Genomic DNA, 25078 nt, shown 5'->3' with positions numbered 1-25078 from the left:
AGATGTGTATAATATGCAGCTGCCCCACTTTGCCACTCCCCTCGCGCCTTCATTATGTGCGGGCGAGCATAGAGGCCAGACGTTCGCGCTGCGCGGAGGTGAGGCGCAGCCCTTCGGCGACGTAGCGCTCGAACGACCCGAAGACGGCGTCCACCTCGGCGAAGAAGGCGCAAAGGTAGGCGGGGCGCGCCTCGAGGAACGAACGGAGGATGGCAAGCTCGGCGTCGGTCATGCCCGCGCTCAGCTCGGCGGCCTCGCTCTCGATCCGATCCGCGTTCGCCGCGTTGGTGGCCAGATAGTCGGCCATGACATCGTCGGGGTGCGCCCCGGCCGCGCGCATGAGCGCGGCGCAGAGCACGCCCGTGCGGTCCTTGCCGTTCACGCAGTGAACGAGCGCCGAGGCGCCCTCGGCTGCGATGGCGCGCAGGGCCGTTCCGATAAGCGGATACTCCCGCACGTAGCGGCGGTAGTTCGCGCACATGCGCTCTTCCGGCGCGCCGTATGCGCCGATGACGCCGGCCACCAGGCGCTTCGACGCATCTTTCCTGCGCCGCTGCGTGGACGGCTCGAGCGAGACCGTCTTCGCGCCGATAAGGCAGGGCTCGGCATGCGCGGCCACTTCCCATCGGTTGCGGATGTCGTACACGGCGCGGATGCCGAGGATGTCGACGAGCACGGAGGCCTCGCGCGCATCGATGCCGACGAGTTCGCACGAGCGGAACAGCCGCGCGCCCTTAAGCGGCCCGCCGCCCACGGCGCGCACGCGAAAGCGGCCGAACACCTCAACCGAAGAGGCAACCGAAACGACCGGGGCGGCGGTCATGGGAGCACCTCGAAGGCGAAACGGGAGACGAGCACGGAGGCGACACCGCGCTTGTCGACGGCGCGCGCCTTGAGCACATAGCGTCCCGGCCGCGTGGGCGTGTAGTCGAAGTGCCAGTTCACGCCCTTGTCGATCACGGCCCCGTCGGTGTCGTAAGAAGTCCACGTGGCCCCGTCGTCAAGCGAGAACTGGATGGCGGAAACCCCCTGGTCGAAATCGTCGACGTAACCGCTGAACGAGATGGGCCGACCCACGCGGTGCACGGCGTGCGACGCATCCCGCTCGCCTCGATCGACCATGCCATCCCCCTTCGTCCTCGTCGCATGCGCCCTCGCAACACCTTCATTATAGCGAAGGAAGCGCATCGGGGAACGAAGACGGCAGACGAACCGCGCCGGGCGGGCGCCATCCCTCGCACGAACGCCCGCACTCCGTGTCGATTCAGGAGGGCGTTTTCTTCCCCTCTGCCGCACGGGCGAATCCCATCCACCTTGCCAAAATCGCGCACGAACAACGCGGAACTGATATGATAGGGCGAAACGAAAGCTGCGCGCCGTTGCGGCGGGCCGTCCGCGCCGCGGCAAGGCAAGCGGCCCGCCATAGCGCGACAAACCGAGAAAGGGTTCGCAGTGAACGCAAAGATCGCCCTCGCAACCGCCGCCCTCGCCGTAACCGCATCCTGCACGCTGCTCGGCTGCAGCTCCGACGCCGAGATCCCGGTCGCCCCAAGCGATTCCGGCACCGACAAAACCTCGGGCGACAGCTACACGCTCACCGACGAGGACAAGCTTTCGGAGCTCGCCGTCGGCGAGACGGCCGTGTGGGAGGATTACGAGGTGACGGTGGCCTCCATCGACCGCTCCGGCGGCCAACTCGTCGCACACGTGCAGGTGAAAAGCCACGGACGCCCGCTCTCGCTTGAAACCGAGTGCTTGCTGTCGTTCGGCATGCCGCCGACGAGCTCGTCGTTCGCCGACAACGTGATCGAGGTGGCGGCCGGAGGAACCACCGAGGGCACGCTCTCCTTCGATGACCAATACGGATCCGAGCGCCTGTTCTGGAACGATGGGGCCACGGAGGCCACCTGGGACCTCACGCTGCCGAGCGCGCAGGCCTCGCTCGCGCAGCAAGGCGAAGGCGAGCCGGAGGAGGTCGCTCCCGAGCAGACCGAGACCAGCGAGAACAAGGACGACGAAGCGGACGAGGCTCAGAAGCAGGCCATCGCCGCGCTCGAGGCCGAGATACCCTCCCTGTTCGCGAACAACACGTTCTACACGTACCAAAGCGTCGACTCCACGACGGCCACGGTAACGCCTCAGGAGGGCGGCGGCTACGAGTACGTCAACGACGTCAGCATCCTCGACGGCTCCGGCAACCCCGCCACGACGAACGTTCGGCTCATCTGCGAGCCCAACGGCAACTGCATTTCGATGACGATCGACGGGATGCTTCTGTTCTAGAGCACGGGGCACGACCCGGCAGTTTCGCACACGCGACAAGGCATTGCGGATGGAAGCGCGCATCCACCACGCGGTTCCATCCGCAGCCTCATTCCCCGCGATGGTCTTTTCTCCCGTTCCTGAAGAAGCCGACCAGCCACCTCCAGTGAACGACCACATGCACAAGCAGCAACGCCAACAGCACCTTCGCCGCAATCGCATGCAGCGGATCCCAGAAATAGTAACCAGTCGCATACAGGCCCAACGCCGGCAGCACCGCACCCGACACCATGATGCCCGACACCGTCACCGTCATGAACGTGATGACGATGAGCGCATCGAGCACCAGGTTCCCGACCCTTGCCCACGAGGGACTTGTGAAAGCGGACTTGGCCGTTTCGATGGCCCAGTCGGCGTGCATCGCAGCGTGCGCGAAAAACACGACCAGCACGCCAAGCCCCAGCCATTCATGAACGCCGACGCCCGTGATGGCCGGATTCGCCGCTACCAGATAGATCAGCAGGCACGCCGCATCGACGGCGAATATCTTCTTGTCCATAGCCCGTCATCCCACCTTCCGCACGATCAAGACGAGCCCGACGACCAGCGCCACAGGGGCGAGCACCCAGAGGTTCAGGCTCGCATCGGACGCCTGGTGATAGCGCGTGGTCAACGAGTTCCACGCATGGCACTCGGTCGAGGCGCACGAGGCTTCGGGGCACGTCATCTCGTGCACGCCGTCGGGCTCGGGCACGTCGTCGAAGCCGTGGCACGCGCCCGACGCGCACCCGGTAGCCGGACAGGGGGAGTCGGGCTCGATGCGCGCGACGCCCGTCGAGGGCTCGGCGAGCGAGCCCGCCCCGTACACGGCCGCGCACGCCAAGGCGAACGCGGCCAGAACAACAACGAACTTCCTCACCTCGGCCTTTCCCCTCCCCGCCGCAGCGCAAGCTTCAACTCGCGCAAGAGCGCCCCGCCATCTTCGCGCTCGATGACGTTCCAAGAGAGAGCGGGCAGCGTCCCCAACGCCGCAACCTCGGCAAGCCGAACAGGATGAAACGCCAGACATCTCCCATCCTCATCGAGGTCGTACGCAGCGCCAACCGCCTCCAAATACCCGCGAGCGATCCCCACGTCGCCGTCAAACACTTTCGCGATGCGGTAAAAGCAGTCGTCGCCCAACTCGTACAACGCAGGATCCAATCGCACCGTGCGATTCTGCTGCAGCACCTGGTCGCGATTCTTGTTGTCGAGCGAGCAGTAGTGAACTCCCAGGCGCAAACCCTCGTCCAGCGCGAACTCCAGCAACGCAAGGCACGCCTCTTCGCTGCCGTCGATGGGCAGGCCGCCGGCATAGCCGTAGTCGTACAGCACTTCGAACGCCGGGTTCTTCACCCGGTAGCCGCGACGTTGGAATTCGGACCAGTTGTGGAAGGGATAGCACAGCTCCAGCAGATTGATGCCGCGCACGCCGCATTCGTCCAATTGCCGCAGGAGGCGCTTCATGCGCGACAGCTCGTCGGGAGCAACGGGCATCTCCACCATGACGTCGGGGATGAACCGACGCGCCAATCGAATGCCGTCGAGCGATTCGCGAACAGACGCCTCCCCTTCATCCAATTTGATGCTGAAGCGAATCTCATCCAGTCCGTACGCGACCGCCTCCTCGCAGAACGCCTCGTCAAGACCCGCGCCCGACGTGTACAAACGCAGATGGCACGAAGGGGCAAGCTCGCGAGCACGACGCAGAAACGCCAACGCCTCGTCACGGCACAGCAACGGCTCGCCTCCCGTCAGGCCGATATGCGATACCGCGCGCCCGTCTCCCGCAAACGCCTCCAGGTCTTCGCGCCAGGGCGCGTCCCGCACCCGACGCTCATCGTAGTCCGCTTGGTTGGGATTGAAGCAGAAATAGCACTTGCGATTGCATCGAAGGTTGACGAAGAACGTACGGCTTCCGCAATCGCCCACGCACGCCGCGCATGCGCTCGACAGAAATCCCGCCGAGATGCTGGAGCCCCCGTTCATGAAGCGCGCGCCGCGTCTGCGCAATCCCGCACGCAACAGGGCATTGCACGCCGCACGAACCTCGCGAGCAGCAAACGTAACACCACGAGCTTCATGTTCGCGCACGAACTCGTCTTCGATAGCCGCATACTCCGCAAGCCAAGCCGCGAGAGTCGGTCGACCCCCCGCCGCAAGCGCCTCTTCTGGCATAGCACCCGCACCCCCTTGAACGAGCCGCATCGAAAACAAACGTCCCGGGGTCCTTGCATACAGATCCCGGGACGACACCGCCACGTCAGTGAGAACGCTCCGTCGGCTGCAGCGGCAGATATTTCAGCCCCAGCAAAAGCAGAAGCGCTCCAAGGCCGATCACGCCCAAAGCCACTCCGAACTCGAGCGCAGTAGGCCAATACACCAGTCCTTGGTAGGCATCGGCCAACGTTCCACCCGCATTCGTCACCGTGGAGCTGGTCAGCACCACTGCCTGATCCAAGTTGGGCAGCTGAAACCCGCCCACCAGAAGCTGGACACGCTTGCAGAAGATGCCGACGATGGCCAGAATCGAAGCCGTCACGATGAGAGGACTCGTGCGCAGACGGGGTGTGAAGCACACGACGACGCAGATGGCGCAGCCAACGATCTCGACCCAGAAGAACGGGGCCAACTGGCCGGTCACGAGCATGCTCACGACTTCCACGCCATCACTCTGCGGAAACGCCTCAGTGAGAAGGTCGCAACCGAAAAAGTACAGATCGACGCATACGAACACTCCCAGCAGCTTCGCCATCTGAACGATGTGGCGCTGATCGAGCTGCAAATAGCCCGTGCGGCGCAGCGCGATAACCACCACGAGCACGAGCGCGACGCCGCATACGAGGGCGCTCGACACGAACCAGGGAGCGAGAAGCGCCGTGTGCCACATCTCCCGACCCTGCTGCAATCCGAAGATCCACGCAGTCACGCTGTGCACCAGCACCGCGCACACAAGCGCCACAGCGCTCACCGCACGCAAGCCGCGCTCCGAACCCTTACCGCCCTCGTAGCGGAGCATAGCCCACAAATACACGACCGACAAAACGAGGTAGGTGCCCAAAACGACAATGTCCCACATGAGCGGGCTGCTCAGGTTCGAATAGGCGAACAGCTCCCACAGACGCAAAGGCTGACCGAGGTCCACCACCACAAACCCGATAGCCAAAACCGTGCAGCAAACGCTCGTCCACACCGCCACTTTGCTGATGCCGCCGAACCCCGACAGGCCAAGCACCCGCGGAGCGCTTGAGATGATGAGGCCTCCGGCAGACAGCCCTACCAGGAACATGAACATCGTGATGTACAGGCCCCAGGAGTCGAGGTTGCGCATGCCGGTCTGCGCCATGCCGCCGGAAAGCTGCACGCCCCAGAGCGCCAGCCCCGCGACGGTCACGGCAGCCGCCACGACGATGGCGACGTTGAGGCCCCGGCCTCCGAACCGACCCGTCGGCGCGGCGCCAGAAACCGCCGCGCAGGCTGATCCTTGCTTGTTCTCAGACATCGCTGCCTCCTCACACCAAATAATAGACCGACGGCTTCGTGCCCTCGCTCGTCAACAGCTGCTCGTAGGAGCGCTCGCCAACGAGCTGGGACACTTCTGAATCGGGATCGTCAAGATCCCCGAAATGACGCGCCCGCGCCGGACACAGATCCATGCACGCAGGCGTTTCGCCGCGCGCAAGGCGCTGATAGCAGAACGTGCACTTCTCCACCACGTGCTTCTGATGCGCAGCGATGTCGGCGTCGCCCACGGCGTGGTCGATCGAATAACCCGGCTCCTCCCAGTTGAAGCTGCGCACGCCCGTGTAGGGGCAGGCGGCCATGCACATGCGGCAGCCGATGCACTTGTCGTAGTCCTGGCGCACGACCCCCGTCTCGGGGTCCTTGTACGTGGCCCCCACGGGGCACACCTTCACGCACGCGGGGTTGTCGCAGTGCTGGCAGGAAACCGTCACGTAGCGCATCGACACCTCGGGAAAGATCCCCGCAGGCGTGTCTACCTCGTCCCCACCCTCGGTGAGCACGCGCGTCCACCAAGTGCCATCGGGAAGGTTGTTCGTCATCTTGCAAGCCATCGAGCAGGCATTGCAGCCGACGCACCGCTTCGTGTCGATAGCCATAGCATAACGAGCCATCACCGATCACCCCCTTCGCACCTCTCCACTTCGCACAGAAAATCGTAAAACGCGCTGTTCGAGCAGAAATCGTTCATGACCACGCTCGTGAGGTCTTGCGTGTGACCCTCGATGAACTGATCTGCCTGGAACCCATGGGGGATGGACACCACGCCCGGCTTGATCCCCTCGGTCACGAGCGCCTTCAGCACGGCGTACCCATGGTCGTTGTAAACGCGAACGACGTCCCCCTGGGAGATGCCGCGCTCTCGCGCGTCGGCGGCGTTGATCTTGATGCGTGGCTCCGGTTCGAGTTCGCGCAGCCACGGCGTGTAGGCGCATTGCGAATGCACGTGGTATTTGTGGTGCTGGCTGCACCCCATGAGGGGATACTTCTCGCGCAAGGGATTGTCCCAATAGGCCTCGTGGGCGTTCTCGTAGTAGGGGTAGCGCTCGTAATCGGCCACCTCCTGCCCGAAGTTGTTGCGCGGCGCGGGCTTCTCGATGTAGTACTCAAGGCGACCCGACGCCGTCGATTTGAACGTGTCGATTTTGGAAGCATCCGAGAACGACCAGTTGCGCCCGAGCGTGTTGTTCTCGAAGGCCTGGTAGCCACCGCCGTACGCAAGGTTCGTTTCCGTATCAAGCACCAAGTGCAGAAACTCGTCATCGGTCTTGTCGTAGATCTGTCCCATGCCCAGCTTGTCGGCTATGAGCCGCAAAATGTCGATATCGGTCTTGGACTCGTACAGCGGATCGACCGCCTTCCGGTAGAACGTCGGATACGGTGTCGCGCACACCGGATCGAAATCCTGCGTTTCGTACGCATGCGGAATGGGAAGGACAATGTCGGCCCATTGCGCGGTATCGGTCATGTTCACGTCGACGCACATAACGAAATCAACTTTTTTCACGGCTTCGATGAGCTCTGCGCGGCCCGACTCGCAAGAAAGCACGTTGCCGTTGCAACACCACAGCACGCGAATGTTCAGATCTTGCGCACCCCACTTGCCCGTCTCCATGATCTGCGGCAGATACATGCCCGTCAGGCTCGCGCCGGGCGTGCCCATGAAGTAGGCTTTCGAGTTGTAGGGGTACATGCCGCAGGTTCCGCGCGTCATCATGGCACCGGGCTTGCCCGCGTTTCCGGTCAGCGCCGCGATGAAGGCCAGATTCTTGAAGTTGTGGTGCGAGTTCACATGATGGCCGAGGCCTTGGAACGTCAGCACGGCCACCGGCCCTTCGGTCGCGTAGATGCGCGCCAGCTCTTCGATCTGCTCGGCGGGAATATCGCAGATCTCGGAGGCCTTATCGACCGTGTATTCGGTTATGAGATCCTTCACCTTCTGATACACCGTCTGCACCTGCTGCCCGTTGACCTCGAAAAAGCCCAGCAACTCGGGGTTTTCAACTTCGGAGGCTTGCCGAGCCTCGCCCGCCTGCGCGTCCCACACCACGTTCGGATCGATGGTGGTCGGCTTGCCAGTGGTGGAGCTGATCGGCCCTTGCGTCGGCTCCACCCCGAAATCGCTCATGCGCACGTAGGTGCCGTCCTCCTTCACGAGGAAGGGCGAGATGGTGCGGGACTTCATGAAGTCCTCGTCGGTAAGACCGTTCTCGATGATGTAGTTGGCCATGGCAAGCATGAGCGCGCCGTCGGTGCCGGGGCGGATGGGGACGTAGATATCCGAATGCATGGCCGAGGCGGTGTACTGCGGGTCGATGGTGATGAGCTTCGCACCCGCCTCGCGCGCCTCGCAGACGAACTGCCAGTCGTGGATGTAGGCTTCGGCGGGGTTGCCGCCCCAGCACATGATGGTTTTGGCGTTCACGATGTCGGTTTGGTCGTTGCCCGAAATGCCGAGCAGCGTGGACTGCTCGTAGATCTGCGCGTAATCCGCACCGGCGCCAAGCACCGTCGCGCCAAGCGCAGTGATGAAACGGCCGTAACCGACCGACATGTAACCGGCCATGCAGCCGTTCAGCACACCGTAGGAACCGTAGGACGACCACACGGCCACCGAGGTTCCACCGTATTCCTGCACCGCCGCGCCGATCTTCGTAGCGATCTCGTCGATGGCGTCGTCCCAACTGACGCGCTCCCACTCGCCCGCGCCGCGCTCGCTACCCTCGACGCGACGCAACGGGTACTTCAGACGGTCAGGATCGTAGATGCGCTGCGGCTGGGTGTAGCCCTTCACGCAGAAACGGCGGCGAGGCGCGTCGTCGCCAGGAAGCTCAGCGGCAGAAACGCGCACCACTTTGCCTTCACGCACGACCACCTGCGTTGGGCACTTGCTGCCGCAGTTGCCTCGACAGGAAGTGTAGACCGTATGCTCGCCTTCCGCAGTTACGGTGCTCGCGCTCGCCTGCGCAGGAGCAAGTTGGGGCAGCGCGCCACCAGCCCCCGCCGCTGCCGCCACCCCCGCTGCGGCGCCGGTGGTTTTCAGGAAGCCTCGACGGGTGAGCGCGGGCGGGCGTTTCGTTTCTGACATACCTCCTCCTTCATTCTTCTCTCGCAAGAATGCCTCGGGGCGTCTCGGATGAAGGTGGGCGTTTCGCAAACAGCATCCCCCTTCGGCGCGGCGCGCACGTCGCGCGGCTCCGTTTGTCCCCCTGTCAGAAATCGGCCGATTCCTTCTGATTCGTAGTCTGCCATACGTCACTATGATTATCAAGATAGATGTATGACAGAATATGACACAGGATTATACTATTTTAAGTATAATGCTTCTGAACTGGAGTTTTATAAGATGACTGTAAGAGTGAAGGAATGCATCGCTACCCTGCTTGGCGCCGTTGAAACCGAAGATGTCGACCCCGCGCCCATGTTCGGCGCGCCGCGCCTGCGCCGCATCGCTGCCGTACGCGACCCTCGACCAAAACGACGCGCGACCGCCGGGAAAACCATGAAGCGCCAAGCAGCTCGAAGCTCGCTGCAAAGCCTCGAAGCGAAACGTTCGGAAAGAGCGCAGTCAGAAGCCCACAGGAGAGCCGGGAGAGCCGAAATCCCTCCCCCTATCTTTCGATTTTCAGTTGTACTTTCATTGTTGTACATATATACTAGAGGCAAGAAGGAGGTACGCGCTATGAGCGAAGCGATGGTTACCGGACGCATGACAACGGAGAAAAAGGCACGAGGAGGGCGCATCCTGCAGAGAGACGGGCTGAACGCCTCGCAAGCCATCAACCTGCTGTACGACCGCGTCATTTCGGACGGAAGCGCAGAATTCCTCACAGGGAAATCGGTCTCCCCTCTCGCGACCGCTTGGCATAATGCGGCCCAGTTCGTCGATTCCCTCTCGGAAAAACGCACATCGCGCTTCGACGCCATGAGCGATCGGGAGATTCGCATCGAGCGGCTGCAGAAACGAGGATTGATGTAGCCATGGCCCAAGCGAAGCTGCTCCTCGATACGAACATCGTCATCGACTACCTCAACGAGCGCGAGCCTTACTACCAAAAGGCGCGGCTTCTCATGATCGCAGGTCGTGTAGGGGAATTCGATCTCTGGATGTCATCCTCTCAGATAACCGATCTGATCTACATCCTGTCCGAAGGAGGAGCGCAGTCCCTCATCCCCCTCGTTTTGGAGCGCTTGCGCGGCCTGAGAACGTTCGTCAACATCCACCCCGCAAGTGACAGCGAGATAGACCGGATGCTTGCATCGTCGTGGAAAGACCCCGAAGACGCTTTGCTGTTCGAGGTGGCGCTGAGCATAAAAGCGGACGCGCTCATCACGCGCAACACATCGGATTTCGAGAGCGGCCTCATCAAAGCAATGGACTGCGAAGAGTTTTTCGATTGGATGCTCCGCGAGCGCGGTCTCTGCTACGACGAGGTCGCGATCTGAGGCTGCGACCCGTCATAACCAGAGCACAGCCCGAAGCCCGCAGCGACCGCGTCGCGGCGCCCCGCTAGAGCTTCGGCACGACGAGGGTTCGCACGACTCCTGCGACACTCCCACATCCTACGACGTTTTCCCCGGCGTTTGCCCCGAACTGCTGCAAAGCTAGACTGCATCGCTATGTTTGTCAAGATGATCAGGCGTTTTCCTGGATGTTCAAGAACGCAAGCAGGTGATCGGCACCACGTACACATCGTTTTCATGATCGTAACGGGCAAAAGGGGAATTGGCAGTCACCACCGCCATGAAAGACGGTTCGTTGTTGCGAGCAGCGGGGTTCGACCGAACTTTGCTGCGCAGGCGATTGAGGTTCGCAATGGCATCGGGGACCTTGTTCTCGCCGAGCTTCACTTCGATGCCCGCCCATCGGCCATCGCGAAGCTCGATGATCGCATCAACCTCCAGGCCATCGGCATCTTGGTAATATCGCAACGGATCGGCAGGAGCTTCCGGCAAGACCGATGCGTACACACGCAGATCGCGGATGCAAAGCGACTCGAACAGAAGCCCGAACGTTTGGGCGTCGGCAAGCAACCTGTCGACGTTCATGCCAAGCAACACGGCCGGAATGGACGGATCGGCGAAATATCGCTTGGGCTTGCTCCGCACGCGAGACTTCGAACGCACCGGCGCGTCCCAACCGAAAAGCTCTTCGACAAAGTAGAGATCCTTGAAGACATTGAGATACAGCGATACCGTTTCCCGCGAGAGCGCGGACCGTCCGTCGCCAAGGGCATCGGCGGCGAGAGTTTCAAGCGTGGCTGAAGTCGCGACGTTGCGTGCAAGCGAGGCAGCCAGCTTTCGTGCAGTGTGGGAAACTCCTCCTTTCCTCGGCACGCTCACCTCGAAGAGGGCGTCGAGATATTGCTCGACCGTCGCGGCGGCGGCATCCGGGCTCGCTCCTACAAGAGCAGGCCACCCACCTCGACAGATCGATTCAGCGATCGACCGTAAACCCGAACCGTCGACGAGATCCGGTTTGAACGACCCCTCGAACAAACCCTTAAGGGACACTGTACCCGTCGACGCCCCCTCCTCCCAAAGGCTCATGGTGTGCATGCAGACGCGGGCGATACGCCCTGCGCCGCTATGCGTCACCTTGTCTTTTTCAGGCGTGGAAGAGCCCGTCAAAAGATAGCTTCCCTTTCGAGAGCCGGATGCGTCGATGGCCCGACGCGCCGCGTCCCAAATGGAAGGCACCTCCTGCCATTCGTCGACGACATGAGGCTGCGCACCTTCCAAAGCCAAAGCAGGATCTGCGGCTACCAGGTTTTTCACACGCTCATCGTCTATGCGAACCACGCTTTCGCCGAACGCGAGAGCGCTCCAGGTTTTTCCGCACCATTTCGTCCCCGCCACTTCGACCGCGCCGAACAAATCAAGCAACGAACGTATGCGCGCATCCACAACGCGCGGAAGATAGCCGACAGGTTTTTCGGAGCCATAGCGAAGCCCATCCCGCATTTCAACCGTCCTCGGAGTTAATCGACATTTTCGAGGTATTATATTTGGCATTTTCGAGGAAATCTACCCGGCATTTTCGAGAGAGTTGCAACCAGAGGTTGATTGCCATTGGACGTGCAACCAACGGTCGATTGTCAAACCTCATGCAAAATGACAGGCACTCAGCCTGTCATAAGGCGTTTTACCGGACATTGAGCGGGTTGATTGCCATTGGACGCGCAGAAAGCGAGGGCATTACACTTGCCCTGGCAATCAACCGAGCGAAACCAGCGGCAACCAGCTGCAAACCCGAAGCCTGCAGCGACCGCGTCGCGGCATCCCGCTAGAGCTTCGGCACGACGAGGGTTCGCACGACGCTGTCCACGTACATCATGTCCGTGCTGTTCCCGCTCGCGTACAGGTAGATGATGTTGTCCCATTCCGCAATGCCCGCCGCCTCGTAGGCGCTGCGCTTGCGCTTGTGGCCCTCGACGTAGGCGGGATCGTCCATCATGCCGCAGAACTCCAGGTAGAACTCCTTGCCGCCCGCGCCCTCGAAGGTGAAATCCGGATGGAAGGTCGCGCCGCCCGCTTCAAGCTCCTGCTCGTAGCGGAAGGGTATCCCGTAGCTGTACAGCGTCTCGGCGATGAGCACCTCGGCCTTCGACCGCATGCGCTCGCCTCGCGACGTGCGCAAAGTGCGGCCCTCGGGCAAGTAGTCGCTCGGCCCAGGCGCCTCGGCGCCCCACGCCGCATGCGACGCGATGCGCTGCTCGTCGGTCGCGTCGAGAGAGAGCGCGACCGTGTCCACAAGGGGATGGTAAAACGCATCGAGAGGCAGATCCCGATAGGCCGAGGACAGGCTTCCCACCACTTCCTCAGGGTCGAAGCGCTTGTAGCGGCGCACGGCGCGCTCGAGCGTGCGCACATCGTGGTCGATGACGGCCAGCGCCTTGCGAAGGTACTCCTTGCGCGCGAAGGTCGCCACGAGATCCGGACGCCGCGTGATGCCCCGACGCGACGGGCGCTCGCCGTCGCGCACTTCGACGTAGTAGCGCTCGCCGTCAGCCGCCTTCACATGGACGAGCTTGCCGTCGGGCATCCCTTCAAGCTCGAACTCGTAGCGCGTGCGCGCTTCTTGAAGCTGAGCGAGGGCGTTTTCAAGCTGCTGATATATCACCGTGCGCTCCTTTCCGAGGATACGGTAACGAAACTGAAATAATTACTTAATATTTTACCGTATGAGGATCACAAGGGGGTGAAAACCCCTTGTGAAAGGGGTTTTCAACCTCAAAACAGCGCAATTTGGCGCAAAATCTCGGATTCGACGCCTGAAATTCAGGCAAACGGTACAATATGGAAAAATTTCTCTCGATTCTTTACCGTAAGACTTCACAGAGGAAAACGGCCCATCGGGACAGGCATGAAAGGTGCCGAGAGCGCGAAAACCGGCAAACGAACAGAGGCGAAAACGTCTGGCGCATCTATGCGGAAAGGCTTGCAAAGGGAGTTCGCGAAGCAGCGCGCGAGCCTGCGGGGTGCGCGAGGCCACGCGAGTGCGCAACCCGCCCGAGACGCGTCAAATTCCTGCAAGACCGACGGGAACCGCGCGCGAGAACCCACGGAGCGCACGAGTGCGCAAACCCCCAACCCGCTCAAGAAGTGCCAAATCCCGCGAGGCCGATAGGAATCGTGCGCAAGCGACCCCTTCCCCGAGCAGGGCGCAAAAGGGCGGCTAGCCCTCCCTCGCCGCCGGGACGCCCGCCTTCGCGCCGCCCTTCCCCGTCCGATCTCCCCGCCGCGTCGCAGGCTGGTCCACGAACCCCTCGGAAAACGCGCTGGGAACGACGAGCGTGCCACCGGACTGCTCCACGCTCTCGTAGGCCAGATGCATCGTGCGAAGCCGCAGGGCGTCGCCCTCGCCTCCGTAGACCTCGGCGGCGTCCGAGAGCATTTCCGAGATGTCCTTCTCGGCCTCGGCCAACACCATGCGGGCATTCTTCTTGCGTTCGGCCACGGCCTCCTGCGCCATGGCGCGCTGCAGCTCCTTCGGAATGACGATGTCGCGGATCTCCACGTCGATGATGGTGATGCCCCATGGATTGAGCTTCTCCTCGATGACCTCCTTCAGCTCTTCGTCCAGCTGGTCGCGCCGCGTGGCCACCTCGGCCACGGTCGCGCGGCCGATGGCCTTGCGCATGGCGGTCTGGGCGACCCACGACACGGCCGACGCGTAGTCCTCCACTTCGACAGCCGCGTTCTTCGCACTCCACACCATCCAGAACAGCACGGCGTCCACGTTGACGGGCACGAGATCGCTCGTAAGCGTCTCCTCCGCACCGAAGTACGTGGCGGACACGCGCTGATCGACGCGCAGCGTGTAGAACTCGATGATGGGCCAGGTGAACACGATGCCCGGACCGGCCACGCGGTTGAACTTGCCGAAGCGCAGCACCACCGCCTTCTCCCACTCCAGCACGACATGCACGGACGAGGAGGCCAGCCACCCTGCCACAACCGCGACGGCGAGCGCCGCCAAGCCGACGCCTCCCGCCGCCAGCTGGGCTGCAACCAACACGATGGCGAAAGCCGCCGCGAACACCGCCACCGCGAACACAACGGCGCCGTTGCGCGAGGCCCTTGGGCGACCCGTTTCGAGATGGGCCCCGCCGTCCGGCCAGGACGCTCCCGCCCCCGCGCTCGCACCCGCCGGCATCGAGGCGAAGACAGACTCCCCCGCCGCCCCCGCCGACGCGGGCGCCCCTTCGTGCCTTCTGCGCTTCATGGCCATGCTCCTTCCCCCGATGCGCCGATCAGCCGTCGACGCGCCGCCTCTCCTTCGCCTCGCGGACACCGCGTGCGAACTGCTCCTCGATATCCTCAAGCGACATGCCCAGCTCGAAGCAGCGCTTGAGGTACTCCTGCGTCACGATCTCGGCCGTGGACGAGATGCTCACCCCCGGCTTGTCGCTCACGTCCGAAACGAACGCGCCCTGCCGGCGCTTCGACTGGATGTAGCCGTCCTGCTCAAGGCTCATGTACACCTTGCTCACGGTGTTGTAGTTCACCTCGACGTCGGCGGCCAGACCGCGCACCGTGGGCAACTGGTCGCCCGGCTTGTAGTACCCCGACGTGATGAGGTAGATGAACCGGTTCTTCAGCTGCAACCAGATGGGGATGCTGCTTTTCTCGTCGATCTCGAAAAGGGCCACGTATCGTTTCCTATTCCAGCCGAAGCGCGAAAGCGCTCGACGTCTCTTCCAATTCCAAGGCGCGATGCCCGCCGGCGTCCACAATCGACGCGCGCAGGCAGAAGCCTCCCACCAGCACGAGCACCGCCGCGACCGCAAGCGTCGCGCGCGCAAGGTCGGGCCGCATGCGGGCAGAGGCCGCCTCGAGCGCGAAGGGTGCGACGAGGCCGCACCCCGCGAAGCCGACCCACCACAGCGCCGCATGCGCGCCCGCCACAAGGCTCTCGGCGGACGCGGCCCGCGCGGGATGGTCGCTTGCGAGCGCGAGGCCCGCGAACAGCGCCGCGCACGCCGCCTCGAGCGCGACGATCGCGAGATCGGCCCGCGCGAACCGGCGCGCAAGGCGCGCGGCGCACGCGTCGAGGGGCCCTGCGAAGCGCGCACATGCAAGCAGGACGGCGATCCCGCACGACAGCGACGACAGCGCGAACAGCACGGGCACGAGCGGCGTGCGCCACAGGGCGACGCCGACGGCGCTCTGCAGAAGCAGACCCGTGTACAGCATGACGACGGCGCCCGACGCCGCAGCCGCCGTCTCGACGACGACCACCGCCGCGCGCGGCACGACCGGCACATACGCGAAGCGCACGGCCGCCAGAAACGCCACGCACGCGACGAGCAGCGCCACCGCGTAGGCGCCCACGACGATGAGCGAGGGCACGGCGCTCGTCAGCAGCGCATCGAGCCGATCAGGGCGACCTAGATCGAACATGAGGCATAGCGCGCCAAGCGCAACCGCCGCGAGACCAACGAGCAGGCCGAACGCCACGATGCGCTCGGACGGGCGCGCCTCGTCAAGCGACGCGCGCGCACGCATGCCGAACGGCTCGCGCACCCACGCGAGATCGACGAGGCAAGCGAGCACGATCGCGCCGGCCCCCGCGCCCCCGAGGAACAGGTAGGCCACAACCAAGATGCCGAACACGACCCCTCCTCGCCCTCGTATCCCCGTCGTCCTCGCCGTCCGAAACGCGTGCCAAGCGCGCGCCACCGCACATGCGACACTTCGCGGTTCGCAGCTTGCAGCCTGCGGCTTGCAACGCAAGGATCGCGCCGAGACGCGCCTCGCAAAACGCATCTGCACCCAAGCCGCGCGCAACGCGCCGCGCGGAAAACGCTTCCCCGCCCAGTATGGCACAAAACCGTCTCCCTGCATATGACACCGTGTCATATATCCAAAGAAAAGGAAGGGGAGCGCCCGACAGGATCGCGATCAAAGGGGCCTATGCACGAAAAGGATCGGAACATGGCCACGAAACCGCGCTCTGGCACGGATCGAGCCCATTTCAGCGGCGCATCGCCTCTAGCGAAATTGCCGACCTGGGCTTTCGCCGCGAAGGAACGCCCTCCCGAGACGAAGGAGCGCCGTCGCCGTGCCAGAACGCGGTTTCGTGGCCATTTTTCAGCCGAAAACGCGCACGGAGACGTCGGAAGGCCGACATCGAGGGGCCGCGCTCCCGCATTTCCCGAAACGCAGACGGCCCCGCACGCGGCGGGCCCGCCCAAGAACCGAAGGGCCGCGCCGTGCGACGCCCCAACTCCGACGCCGCACGGCCGCGCGCCGCCTACGGGCGGTCGCAACGGCGGGCTCGCACCGCGCGCACGACGGCGCTCGCGTTGAGCGCTAAGTGCACAAGCAGCAGCGCCAGCAGGACCTTCGCTGACGCGGCGTGCAGGGGGTCCCAGAAGAAATAGCCCCGCGCGTACAGCCCGAGCGCGGGCAGCACCGCGCCGGACACCATGGCGCCCGACACCGCGCAGGCAGCGAGCGCAACCACGATCAGGCCGTTCAGGACGGCCCGCCCCGCCGCGGCCGCGCCGCGGGCGGGTGCCGCGCCGCGTCGCGCGCAGTGGGCCAGCAGCGCCGCGACCACGGCGACGCCCAACCACTCGTGGGCCCCGACGCCCGTGAGCGCCGGGACGGCGACCAGCGCGTAGGCCGCGATCAGCACGGCGTCGAAGACGATCCTGCGCATCCCCCTCACCCCGCCTTCCGAACGAGGGCGACGAGCCCCACGGCCAGCGCCACGGGGGCGAGCACCCAGAGGTTCAGGCTCGCGTCGGACGCCTGATGGTAGCGGCCCGAGAGCGAGTCCCACGCATGGCACTCGGTCGAGGCGCACGAGACTTCGGGGCACGTCATCTCGTGCACGCCGTCGGGCTCGGGCACGTCGTCGAAGCCATGGCACGCGTCCGACGCGCACCCCGCGACCGGGCAGGGGGAGCCGGGCTCGATGCGCGCGACACCCGTCGAGGGCTCGGCGAGCGAGCCCGCCCCGTACACGGCCGCGCACGCCAAGACGAACGCGGCCAGCGTCATGAGAACCTTGCGAACCATGGAGCCTCCTCGGGCGGGCCGAACTCCCCGTCCGGCCCGCCATCGCACACCCTAGCGCGGACGCTTCGCCGAGCCGAGCGGCAGGAGCTTCAGCCCGAGGCACAGCATGAGCGCCCCGAGGCCGAGCACGCCCAGCGCCACGCCGAGCTCGAGCGGCGTCGGCCAGTACACGAGGCCCTGGTAGGCCGCCTCAAAGCCCCCCTCCCAGTCCGTGACCGTCATGGCGTTCGCTTGGAACGCGTAGTCGAGGTTCGGAATCTGGAAGCCGCCCACCAGAAGCTGCACGCGCTTGCAGAAAATGCCCGCGATGGCCAGAAGCGACGCGACCACGATCAGGCCGTTTCTGCGCAGCGCCGGGGCGAAGCACACCACGGCGGCCACCGCGCAGCCGACGACTTCGACCCAGAAGAACGGCGCGAGCGGGCCGGAGACGAGCATGGCAACCGTCTCGGCCCCCTCCCCGCCCGGAAACGCCTCAGTGAGCAAATCGCATCCGAAGAAGTACAGATCGACGCACAGAAACGCGCCGAGCATCTTCACAAGGCGCTCCAGATGGCGCCGCTCAAGCGAGATGTAGCCCGCGCGGCGCAGCGCGATCACCACCACGAGCACGAGCGCCGTACCGCACACGAGCGCCGAGCTCACGAACCACGGCGCCAGAAGCGCCGTGTGCCAAAGGTCGTGCGCTTGCTGGAGGCTGAATATCCACGCGGTCACGGAGTGCACCAGCACCGCGCACACGAGCGCGATCACGCTCACCACGCGCAGGGCAACCGGCGACACCTTCCCCGCCTCGGCACGCAGCGTGGCCCACAGGTAGACCACCGACAGGACGAGGTACGTTCCCAGCACGAGGATGTCCCACATGAGCGGGCTTCCCAGGTTGGAGTACGCGAACAGCTCCCACACCCGGAAAGGCTGTCCCAGGTCGACCACCACGAAGCCGATGGCGAGCACCGTGCAGCAGATGCTCGTCCACACCGCCACCTTGCTGATGCCGCCGAAGCCCTCCATGCCGAAGGCCTTCGGCACCGAGCTGATGATGAGGCCGCCGGCCGACAGGCCCACGAAGAACATGAACATCGTGATGTAGAGCCCCCAGGAGTCGAGGTTGCGCATGCCGGTCTGCGCCATGCCGCCGGAAAGCTGCACGCCCCAGAGCGCCAGCCCCGCGACGGTCACGGCAGCCGCCACGACGATGGCGACGTTGAGGCCCCGGCCTCCGAAGCGCCCGCCCGCGGCGGGAGCGGTCGCGGTCGAAACCGCAGGTGCATTCTCAGTCATGATGCCCCCTTTACACGAGGTAGTAGACGGACGGATCGGTGCCGCGCTCGGGCAAAAGCTGCTTGTACTCGCGATCCCGGATGAGCTGCGACACCTCGGAGTTCGGATCGTCGAGATCGCCCCAGTGGCGGGCACGGCCGACGCAGAGATGCATGCACGCCGGCTCCTCCCCCTTCGAGATGCGGTGGTAGCAGAAGGTGCATTTCTCAACCACGTGCTTCTGATGCACGGGGACGTCTTTGCCGCCCACGGCGTAGTCCATATGGTACTGGGGCTCCTCCCAGTTGAAGCTGCGCACGCCCGTGTAGGGGCACGCCGACATGCACATGCGGCAGCCGATGCACTTGTCGTAGTCCTGACGCACGACCCCCGTCTCGGGGTCCTTGTACGTGGCCCCCACGGGGCACACCTTCACGCACGCGGGGTTGTCGCAGTGCTGGCAGCCCATGGCGATGAACCCGAGTTTGAGGTTGTCGGGATAGCTCCCGCCCACCATGTCGAAACCCACGCCGCCTCCGTTGTCGGTGAGGATGCGGTTCCACCACACGTCGTTGGGCAGGTTGTTCTCCAGCTTGCACGCCATGGCGCACACATGGCAGCCGATGCATTTCTTGGTGTCGATCACCATTCCGTAGCGGGTCATCACTTCACCTCTCCCTCGTACTTGCGCACCTCGACAAGCGTGTCGTCGAACGAGGTGTTCTGATGCATGGTGTTCAGATGGTCGTTCGTCAGCTCTTGGTAGCTGCCGGCGACGTAGAGGTCGCGCGGCCAACCCTTCGGCGAAGACACCATGCCGGGTCGCACGCCCATGTCGAACTTCGCCTTGCACACGCAGTGCCCGCGGTCGTTGTACGCCTCCACGTAATCGCCGTCCGCAATGCCGCGGCTCTCGGCGTCGACGGGGTTCATGCGCAAAAACGGCTCGGGGTCAAGCTCGCGCAGAATGGGCGCGTAGTTGAACTGCGTGTGCATGTGCCACCGCGTGCGCTCGCAATAGTGGTACAGGGGGTACTTCCCATGTTGCTCGCTGCCATCGTATGCCTCGTTCGGCTCATGGTACGTAGGCAGATGGTAGAACTCCTTGTCAATGGGCTTGCCGATGTTGATGCGGGCGCCGGGATTCTCAACGTAGAACTCCAAACGTCCGGAAAGCGTGGGAAACCGCTGATCCTCCCAGTGAACCCAGTTCTCCTCGCGATCGGCGATGACGCCCTCCTTGCGCAGGTTGTCCAGGCTGATGCCCAGCTTCGCACCGGCTTCCGTGTCGACGATGACGCGCATCATCTCCTCGTTCGTCTTGGAATAGAATTTCGTGCACGCGTCGTTGCCAAGATGCTTCGATATCTCGCGGAAGATGTCGACGTCCTCTTTGGCCTCGCCGATGGGCTCCACCACCTTGTTCGCGTGGTTGATGAAGGGAACGTGGGACGCGCCCTGTATCCATTCGTATTCGAAATAATGGGTGCATGGCAGCACGATGTCGCTATAGCGCACGGTGTCGGAGAACTCCAGATCGTTCGTCACGATGCAGTTGATCTTCGGAAGCATCTCGTCGATAATGCGCTTTTGGGCGGCGTAACTGCCCACCGGGTTCGCCCCCACGTTGTACAGCAAGCGAACGGGGAACTCCTTGCCCAGGTACTGCCCCGTCTCCAAAATCTCGTTCAGGGCAAGCCACGGGATATCGTTCGCAAGCCCTGTCAGGCCGTTCGGGAACAGATCGGGCGTGCGGTTCAGATAGGGCTTGTCTTTGCCGAGATGCCCGATGGAAGCGCCCTTCTTGCCGATATTCCCCGTGATCGCCGCCATGGTGGCCCACGTCATGCCCATGACCTCGCAATTGTCGTACAGGTGGTAGCCGGCGTAGATGGTCGAGGGAGCGTCCTGGGCGTACATGCGCGCAAGCTCCACGATGGTGTCGGCGGGAACCTCGGTGATCTTCTCGGCCCATTCGGGCGTGCATTCCGCCATGTGCTCTTTGAGCAGCGTCCAAGCGGTGGTCACCTTCACGCCGTCCACCTCGTAGCGCCCTTCGAGCGCGGGATTTGCCGTCTCGTTGATGGCGCCGCGCGCGTTCGCATCGGCATCCCACACCACGTAATCGGCGGTCTGCTCAAGGGTGGGGACCTTGTTCGCCTTGGAGGCCTGGAGGAGCAGCATGCCGTAGAACGGATACTCCGGCAACTGCGCGGGGCCGTCCTCGCCGAAATCGGTGGAACGGAGGAAATGCCCGTTGTCCTCCCTCACCAGCAGAGGAGCGCACGTTTTTTCGCGCAGGAAGTCCGTGTCGTACCACTCATTGGCGATGACGACGTTCAGAATGGCCATGCCGAGCGCAGGATCCGTCCCCGGTTTGATGGGCACCCACTTCGTCGCCTGGGAGGCGGCAACGGTGTACGTGGGGTCAATGACCACCAGATTCGAGCCCGCCTCCTTGGCTTCGATGCAGAAATGCCAATTATGAGGTTGGGAGTTCGGCGGGTTGGTGTCCCAGATGAAGAGTGTCTTCGCAAACCGGTAGTCGCCGGACATGTTACGCTGGTTGAAATCCCAACCGCCTCCGGTGACCTGACCGATACCGTGAAGATCGCCGTAGTCCAAGCACACGTCGAGCGTCGTGTAGCCGTTCACGTTGGCGAAGCTGTTTCCCGTGAACGATCCTCCGTACACACCGAAGGAGTTTCCCGCCGAGCGCAAGAACAGGTTGGATCGCGCACCGTAGTTCTCGGTGTTGTACTTCAACGTGTCGGCGACGAGTTTGGCGGCCTCGTCCCACGACAGACGTTCCCATTCGTCGCTGCCGCGGTTTTCGACGTGGGGCTCTTCGATGCTCCACGTCGCGCGCTTCAGCGGATACTTCACGCGATTGAAATCGTACAGTCGGTTCGCATGGCTGAAACCGCGGTTGCAGATTCGCTCGTAGGCCGGATACGGTATGTTCTCGTTCGAGCGTATGTTGACCATCCTGCCCTCGCGGACGGTCGCGACAAGCGAGCACGTCCCCTGGCAGTTGCAGCCGCACACGCACACGACATCGTGCTCCTCTGGCGCGCCGCCGTCGGATCCGTCTGCCGCAAGCGCGCTCATCGTCGCCGTGCCGCTTGCCGCAGCGACGCCCGCCACGGCGGCCGAGGTTTTGAGAAAGCTTCTGCGAGAGATCCCCTTTCGAGGAACTTGAAACTCCGCCATTCCTCCTCCTAAGAACTGGTGGAACATGAAGAACGCCCTGTGCATTCTCCCCCGTCAGGACGCAAGCGCCATGCATGAGCGCCTCGTCCATGCGCGAGGCTGGCCACCTCCCCGCGGCCCTCAGTGTACGCTCATTATCGCTTTGTCGCAAGCTATTGCGACAATTTGGATTATTCTATTTTGGGGATATAATCACGTCGCCGGCGGCCTCGTCGGCCATCCGGGTGACGTCCTCGAGCTGAACAGGAGCGGCATCCTCTGCCGACTCGACCTTGAGTTCGCGAAGCGCGCGCACCCCGTCCGCTTCGACCGCGATGCCCGTGGACACGCATGGCTGGACCAACCTCCCGCCACGTGCGCGCACGCGCGATGCCGCAGACAGCCACCTCGGATGAAACGATGTCGCGTCCGCGCCGTCGTCTTCAACGAAGTCCGTGCACCCCAACGCGCCCAAAGCCTCGCGCACCGGCGCGCGATCGGCGCCGAACACCACGCCGGCCTTCAGGAAGAAGTCGTCGCGATCGAAGGCGTGGCATGCGCTGATATCGGCATGCGGCTCGTTGATGATGCGCATCTGCGCCCGGTGCTTGTTCTCAAGGGAACAGTAATGCATGCTCAGCCCAAGCCCGTGCTCATGCGCCCACAGCATGAGCCGAAGGCACAGCTCCTCGCTGCCGTCCACGGCAAGCGAGCCCGCGTACTCGTAATCGTAGGCCACGCGGTAGGGAGGGTTGCGCAGGACAAGGCCCAGCGCCTCGAACACCTCCCAGTTCCACATGGGGTAGGCGAATTCCAACAGGTTGATTCCCTGGGCGCCCGCAGCGTCGATGCGCCGCAGCACCTCGCGCATCTGCTCCTCGGTTCCCGGGATCGGAGGCATCTCGACCATCACCGCAAGCCCCGCTCGTTTCGCCAAGCCCATGTTCGCCAGCACGGCATCGAGCACGTGCGGAGGATCGTCCTGCTTGATCGAGAAGCGTACCTCGTCCAATCCGCACAAGTGCAGCCGTTCGGCCAAATCTGCATCGAGCAGATCGCCTGACGTGTACATGCGCAGATGGGCAGCGGGGAAAAGCGCGCGAGCGCGGGAGAAGAACGCGCAGGCCTCGTCCGGATAGAGCAAAGGTTCGCCGCCGGACAGGGCAAGGCACGCCAGGCTCGCGTCGCCGGCGGCCAGATCGTCGAGCTGGTCGCGCCACGGGAACGGATGCTCGCAGTAGTACGCGAATCCCTCTTGGTTGGGGTTGAAGCAGAAGAAGCAGTCGCGATGGCAGTTGTTCGAGAGGGCGAGCGTGCGGCTTGCACAAGAGCCCGTGCATGCGACGCAGCCGGGACTCAGACGGCCGAGCGCCACACTCGCCCCTCCGTTGCGAACGCGCGCGCCCACCGCCCGCAACTTCTCCATCAAAGCATGCGCCTCCTCGCGCACGTCGTCGCGCGGAGCGAACGTCACGCCCGTCTCCTCGAGGGCTCGTAGATGCTCGGCCTCTATCTCCTCGTACAGCTCAAGCGCGGCACGCGCAGCCGGATTGTCGTCGAACGACGCCATGAAACCCCCTTCTTCCACGAACCGTCGGCGCGGCCAAGCCGCCCGCCACAGGGGAAGGGCCGCGCCCGCTTTTCGCCGCGATGACCGGTCTTCGCCGTCTCGCCTTCCTGCGCTGCGGCGTGCAGCGCGGGCGCTACCCCAGATACGCCGACAGAAGGCGCGCGACAGCGCGGTAATACGGCACGCGAGCCTCCACTGCCAGACGATCCGCGAAGCGCGGGGCGAACGTGCGCAGATGGTCGGTCACAAATCGCTCGTAGGCCGCACCAGCACCGCCGTCGGGAAGGTCGCCCGTAGAAGGCCCGTCGGGATGGGGCTCGACGATGCCCGCCTCGACCGACGCCAGGTGCTGCAGAAGCTCGAACTCGGTCGCGATATGGTCGAGCGGCTCGTTCGGAGCGCCTTCGGCCTGGCCGAGGCCGCAATCCTTGCAGAAGCGCTCCACGGCCATGCTGTGCGGGTTCACGAACATCAAGGGCTGTACGCCGTCGTCGCCCGCCCGCCAAAAGCCCTCGTAGGGGCTGCACGCCGCCTGGGGCGCACCCACGAAGAGCCGGGTGGCCTCGGCGCGAAGCGCGTGCAGCTCCGTGTCCTCGACGCCAGCCGCCCAATCGGAAGGCAGCGCGATGCCCAGCGCGTCCCATATCTCGCGCGCCGCATCGGCCCATTCCCCCGAAGCCACGATCCGCGCCAGCGCATCATCGGGATAGCGCAGGCTCAAGGAAAGCAGCTCGCATGCCGAAGCCCGCACCTGCCACGTTTCAGCGCCCATCGTCTCCCCCTCGATCACGGCCATCCCCTGTCTCCTCGCCAAACCCCTGGCTGCATGCCCCGCTCGGAAGCGTCCCGGCATGGAGCCCTCGCGTCTTTCGGCAGTCAGATTATCACAATGTTTTGCGACATTCAACCTATTGGGCGCGAGCGGGCAGCGGCGGCGCGCAGGAACGACGACGGGCCGATCTGCATGCCGGCCCGCAACGAGAGGCGGGTACGACGAAGGACCTGCAGCCGAAAGCGAGCCCTCTCCTGAGGAGGCGCAAAGGGGAAGGCGGGGCGAACGCACAGCGAGGCGCAATTCGGCGAAACGCGATCCATGGCGTGGGACGGATCCCTGCAAGGCACGATACGCAGCCTCGAATCCCTTTGCAAAGCCGAACGCCAATCGCATGGCTACGCGCGTCCCGAGCGAACCGCCCGGTTCGCATGCCCTCGCATATCCCGAACAGGCCGCACGGCCCGCAACAGAGGCAAGACCGCTAAAGCAACGCGAAGCGATAGAAAGCTCTGCCCGCTTCCCCAAGCTCGGAATCGCACGCCCTGCCCTGGCCCGTTGGCAAGCGCTCCTCAGCCTGCTCGGCACCGCCGCCCCGCCCCTTTTCCGTCGTTCTCGCCCCAATCGGCTCATGCCATCCCATTCCCAAGACGAATCGGTAACGAATCTGATAATTTCCCATGATATTTTACCGAATCATGAACAAACACCGCCTATGAAACGGAATGGGGCAGCTTCCAGCCCTGCATAGGGCAGAAAAGCACCGAAAAACGGGCGAGAAACCTTTCTTTGTGGAAGATGGGGGTGCGGACAAAAAGTTGGACACTCCGGTGTCCGGATTGGAGTCCGCATGTACCCGTTGGAGACCAGGGAGCTCGCCGTGGAGGCCGTCGCGGCGGGGTTCAGCCTGACCGAGGCGGCCGAGC

The 25078-nt window shown here is 63.8% G+C and carries 23 protein-coding genes; 3 read left to right on the top strand and 20 right to left on the bottom strand.

Annotation, left to right across the window (positions count from 1 at the left end):
* Nucleotides 1–52: 52 nt before the first annotated feature.
* Nucleotides 53–823 (bottom strand): tyrosine-protein phosphatase, encoded by a 771-nt coding sequence (locus C2L80_RS08025; protein ID WP_239938828.1) that lies wholly within the window; start codon nucleotides 821–823, stop codon nucleotides 53–55.
* Nucleotides 820–1122 (bottom strand): hypothetical protein, encoded by a 303-nt coding sequence (locus tag C2L80_RS14345; protein ID WP_239938826.1) that lies wholly within the window; start codon nucleotides 1120–1122, stop codon nucleotides 820–822. The genes C2L80_RS08025 and C2L80_RS14345 overlap by 4 nt, the downstream gene beginning before the upstream one ends.
* A 330-nt stretch (nucleotides 1123–1452) precedes the next feature.
* Between C2L80_RS14345 and C2L80_RS08020 the strand changes: the two genes are divergently transcribed.
* The gene (locus C2L80_RS08020; protein WP_103262990.1) at nucleotides 1453–2283 is read left to right on the top strand and encodes a hypothetical protein; all 831 of its coding nucleotides are present in this window, start codon (nucleotides 1453–1455) and stop codon (nucleotides 2281–2283) included.
* An 88-nt stretch (nucleotides 2284–2371) separates the two neighbouring features.
* On the opposite strand, the gene C2L80_RS08015 is transcribed toward C2L80_RS08020, so the two are convergent.
* The 6 genes from C2L80_RS08015 to C2L80_RS07990 form a co-directional block, all read right to left on the bottom strand.
* The gene (locus C2L80_RS08015) at nucleotides 2372–2821 is read right to left on the bottom strand and encodes a DUF4405 domain-containing protein (protein WP_103262989.1); all 450 of its coding nucleotides are present in this window, start codon (nucleotides 2819–2821) and stop codon (nucleotides 2372–2374) included.
* Nucleotides 2822–2827: 6 nt separating this feature from the next.
* Nucleotides 2828–3181 (bottom strand): hypothetical protein, encoded by a 354-nt coding sequence (locus tag C2L80_RS08010; RefSeq protein ID WP_087198695.1) that lies wholly within the window; start codon nucleotides 3179–3181, stop codon nucleotides 2828–2830.
* Nucleotides 3178–4479 carry a radical SAM protein gene (locus C2L80_RS08005; protein ID WP_092200134.1) on the bottom strand — a complete coding sequence of 434 codons (1302 nt, stop codon included), beginning with the start codon at nucleotides 4477–4479 and terminating at the stop codon, nucleotides 3178–3180. Before C2L80_RS08005 ends, C2L80_RS08010 begins: the two co-directional genes overlap by 4 nt.
* 85 nt (nucleotides 4480–4564) lie before the next feature.
* Nucleotides 4565–5803: an NrfD/PsrC family molybdoenzyme membrane anchor subunit gene (gene nrfD, locus C2L80_RS08000; protein WP_087198697.1), complete on the bottom strand. Its 1239-nt coding sequence runs from the start codon at nucleotides 5801–5803 to the stop codon at nucleotides 4565–4567.
* Between the two features lie 10 nt (nucleotides 5804–5813).
* Nucleotides 5814–6437 carry a 4Fe-4S dicluster domain-containing protein gene (locus C2L80_RS07995; protein WP_087198698.1) on the bottom strand — a complete coding sequence of 208 codons (624 nt, stop codon included), beginning with the start codon at nucleotides 6435–6437 and terminating at the stop codon, nucleotides 5814–5816.
* A complete protein-coding gene (locus tag C2L80_RS07990; protein WP_103262988.1) occupies nucleotides 6437–8911 on the bottom strand; it encodes a molybdopterin-containing oxidoreductase family protein in 2475 nt (824 codons plus the stop codon). Before C2L80_RS07990 ends, C2L80_RS07995 begins: the two co-directional genes overlap by 1 nt.
* Nucleotides 8912–9505: 594 nt before the next feature.
* On the opposite strand from C2L80_RS07990, the gene C2L80_RS07985 reads away from it, so the two are divergent.
* Nucleotides 9506–9802, top strand: a complete 297-nt coding sequence (locus tag C2L80_RS07985; RefSeq protein WP_087195706.1) for a RelB/DinJ family addiction module antitoxin — start codon at nucleotides 9506–9508, stop codon at nucleotides 9800–9802.
* 2 nt (nucleotides 9803–9804) lie between these two features.
* On the top strand, nucleotides 9805–10269 hold the full coding sequence (locus C2L80_RS07980) for a PIN domain-containing protein (protein ID WP_087195707.1): 465 nt from the start codon (nucleotides 9805–9807) through the stop codon (nucleotides 10267–10269).
* A 210-nt stretch (nucleotides 10270–10479) separates the two neighbouring features.
* On the opposite strand, the gene C2L80_RS07975 is transcribed toward C2L80_RS07980, so the two are convergent.
* From C2L80_RS07975 to C2L80_RS07915, 12 genes are all read right to left on the bottom strand, one after another.
* Nucleotides 10480–11787, bottom strand: coding sequence for an ATP-binding protein (locus C2L80_RS07975; RefSeq protein WP_169999031.1), 1308 nt, complete (start codon nucleotides 11785–11787; stop codon nucleotides 10480–10482).
* A gap of 322 nt (nucleotides 11788–12109) precedes the next feature.
* Nucleotides 12110–12946, bottom strand: a complete 837-nt coding sequence (locus C2L80_RS07970; RefSeq protein ID WP_087195709.1) for a hypothetical protein — start codon at nucleotides 12944–12946, stop codon at nucleotides 12110–12112.
* Nucleotides 12947–13501: 555 nt separating this feature from the next.
* The gene (locus C2L80_RS07965) at nucleotides 13502–14551 is read right to left on the bottom strand and encodes a slipin family protein (RefSeq protein ID WP_087195710.1); all 1050 of its coding nucleotides are present in this window, start codon (nucleotides 14549–14551) and stop codon (nucleotides 13502–13504) included.
* 28 nt (nucleotides 14552–14579) lie between these two features.
* The gene (locus C2L80_RS07960; RefSeq protein WP_087195711.1) at nucleotides 14580–14978 is read right to left on the bottom strand and encodes a GntR family transcriptional regulator; all 399 of its coding nucleotides are present in this window, start codon (nucleotides 14976–14978) and stop codon (nucleotides 14580–14582) included.
* Between the two features lie 10 nt (nucleotides 14979–14988).
* Entirely contained in the window at nucleotides 14989–15942 is a 954-nt protein-coding gene (nrfD, locus tag C2L80_RS07955; RefSeq protein ID WP_157941041.1) for an NrfD/PsrC family molybdoenzyme membrane anchor subunit, read from the bottom strand.
* Nucleotides 15943–16582: 640 nt separating this feature from the next.
* Nucleotides 16583–16993: a DUF4405 domain-containing protein gene (locus C2L80_RS07945; RefSeq protein WP_087195713.1), complete on the bottom strand. Its 411-nt coding sequence runs from the start codon at nucleotides 16991–16993 to the stop codon at nucleotides 16583–16585.
* A gap of 5 nt (nucleotides 16994–16998) precedes the next feature.
* A complete protein-coding gene (locus C2L80_RS07940; RefSeq protein WP_087195714.1) occupies nucleotides 16999–17355 on the bottom strand; it encodes a hypothetical protein in 357 nt (118 codons plus the stop codon).
* 51 nt (nucleotides 17356–17406) lie between these two features.
* Nucleotides 17407–18639, bottom strand: coding sequence for an NrfD/PsrC family molybdoenzyme membrane anchor subunit (nrfD, locus tag C2L80_RS07935; RefSeq protein WP_087195715.1), 1233 nt, complete (start codon nucleotides 18637–18639; stop codon nucleotides 17407–17409).
* Nucleotides 18640–18649: 10 nt separating this feature from the next.
* A complete protein-coding gene (locus tag C2L80_RS07930; protein ID WP_087195716.1) occupies nucleotides 18650–19282 on the bottom strand; it encodes a 4Fe-4S dicluster domain-containing protein in 633 nt (210 codons plus the stop codon).
* Complete coding sequence (locus tag C2L80_RS07925; RefSeq protein WP_169999028.1) at nucleotides 19282–21831, bottom strand: molybdopterin-containing oxidoreductase family protein; 2550 nt, start codon at nucleotides 21829–21831, stop codon at nucleotides 19282–19284. The genes C2L80_RS07930 and C2L80_RS07925 overlap by 1 nt, the downstream gene beginning before the upstream one ends.
* Nucleotides 21832–22006: 175 nt before the next feature.
* The gene (locus C2L80_RS07920) at nucleotides 22007–23380 is read right to left on the bottom strand and encodes a radical SAM protein (RefSeq protein WP_092200315.1); all 1374 of its coding nucleotides are present in this window, start codon (nucleotides 23378–23380) and stop codon (nucleotides 22007–22009) included.
* Between the two features lie 133 nt (nucleotides 23381–23513).
* A complete protein-coding gene (locus C2L80_RS07915) occupies nucleotides 23514–24176 on the bottom strand; it encodes a TorD/DmsD family molecular chaperone (protein WP_239938824.1) in 663 nt (220 codons plus the stop codon).
* Nucleotides 24177–25078 lie beyond the last annotated feature (902 nt).

The sequence above is a fragment of the Rubneribacter badeniensis genome (assembly GCF_002899695.1).
In the GTDB taxonomy this organism is placed as follows: Bacteria; Actinomycetota; Coriobacteriia; order Coriobacteriales; family Eggerthellaceae; genus Rubneribacter; species Rubneribacter badeniensis.
Note: the sequence above shows the minus strand (reverse complement) of the source record. Positions and strands in the feature narration are given on the sequence as shown.

What these genes read in the sequence shown, in the direction of transcription:
- C2L80_RS08025 (WP_239938828.1), bottom strand. Translation starts at nt 823, where the DNA reads ATGACCGCCGCCCCGGTCGTTTCGGTTGCCTCTTCGGTTGAGGTGTTC.
- C2L80_RS14345 (WP_239938826.1), bottom strand. Translation starts at nt 1,122, where the DNA reads ATGGTCGATCGAGGCGAGCGGGATGCGTCGCACGCCGTGCACCGCGTG.
- C2L80_RS08015 (WP_103262989.1), bottom strand. Translation starts at nt 2,821, where the DNA reads ATGGACAAGAAGATATTCGCCGTCGATGCGGCGTGCCTGCTGATCTAT.
- C2L80_RS08005 (WP_092200134.1), bottom strand. Translation starts at nt 4,479, where the DNA reads ATGCCAGAAGAGGCGCTTGCGGCGGGGGGTCGACCGACTCTCGCGGCT.
- nrfD (WP_087198697.1), bottom strand. Translation starts at nt 5,803, where the DNA reads ATGTCTGAGAACAAGCAAGGATCAGCCTGCGCGGCGGTTTCTGGCGCC.
- C2L80_RS07995 (WP_087198698.1), bottom strand. Translation starts at nt 6,437, where the DNA reads ATGGCTCGTTATGCTATGGCTATCGACACGAAGCGGTGCGTCGGCTGC.
- C2L80_RS07990 (WP_103262988.1), bottom strand. Translation starts at nt 8,911, where the DNA reads ATGTCAGAAACGAAACGCCCGCCCGCGCTCACCCGTCGAGGCTTCCTG.
- C2L80_RS07985 (WP_087195706.1), top strand. Translation starts at nt 9,506, where the DNA reads ATGAGCGAAGCGATGGTTACCGGACGCATGACAACGGAGAAAAAGGCA.
- C2L80_RS07980 (WP_087195707.1), top strand. Translation starts at nt 9,805, where the DNA reads ATGGCCCAAGCGAAGCTGCTCCTCGATACGAACATCGTCATCGACTAC.
- C2L80_RS07975 (WP_169999031.1), bottom strand. Translation starts at nt 11,787, where the DNA reads ATGCGGGATGGGCTTCGCTATGGCTCCGAAAAACCTGTCGGCTATCTT.
- C2L80_RS07965 (WP_087195710.1), bottom strand. Translation starts at nt 14,551, where the DNA reads ATGAAGCGCAGAAGGCACGAAGGGGCGCCCGCGTCGGCGGGGGCGGCG.
- C2L80_RS07945 (WP_087195713.1), bottom strand. Translation starts at nt 16,993, where the DNA reads ATGCGCAGGATCGTCTTCGACGCCGTGCTGATCGCGGCCTACGCGCTG.
- C2L80_RS07940 (WP_087195714.1), bottom strand. Translation starts at nt 17,355, where the DNA reads ATGGTTCGCAAGGTTCTCATGACGCTGGCCGCGTTCGTCTTGGCGTGC.
- nrfD (WP_087195715.1), bottom strand. Translation starts at nt 18,639, where the DNA reads ATGACTGAGAATGCACCTGCGGTTTCGACCGCGACCGCTCCCGCCGCG.
- C2L80_RS07930 (WP_087195716.1), bottom strand. Translation starts at nt 19,282, where the DNA reads ATGACCCGCTACGGAATGGTGATCGACACCAAGAAATGCATCGGCTGC.
- C2L80_RS07925 (WP_169999028.1), bottom strand. Translation starts at nt 21,831, where the DNA reads ATGGCGGAGTTTCAAGTTCCTCGAAAGGGGATCTCTCGCAGAAGCTTT.
- C2L80_RS07920 (WP_092200315.1), bottom strand. Translation starts at nt 23,380, where the DNA reads ATGGCGTCGTTCGACGACAATCCGGCTGCGCGTGCCGCGCTTGAGCTG.
- C2L80_RS07915 (WP_239938824.1), bottom strand. Translation starts at nt 24,176, where the DNA reads ATGGCCGTGATCGAGGGGGAGACGATGGGCGCTGAAACGTGGCAGGTG.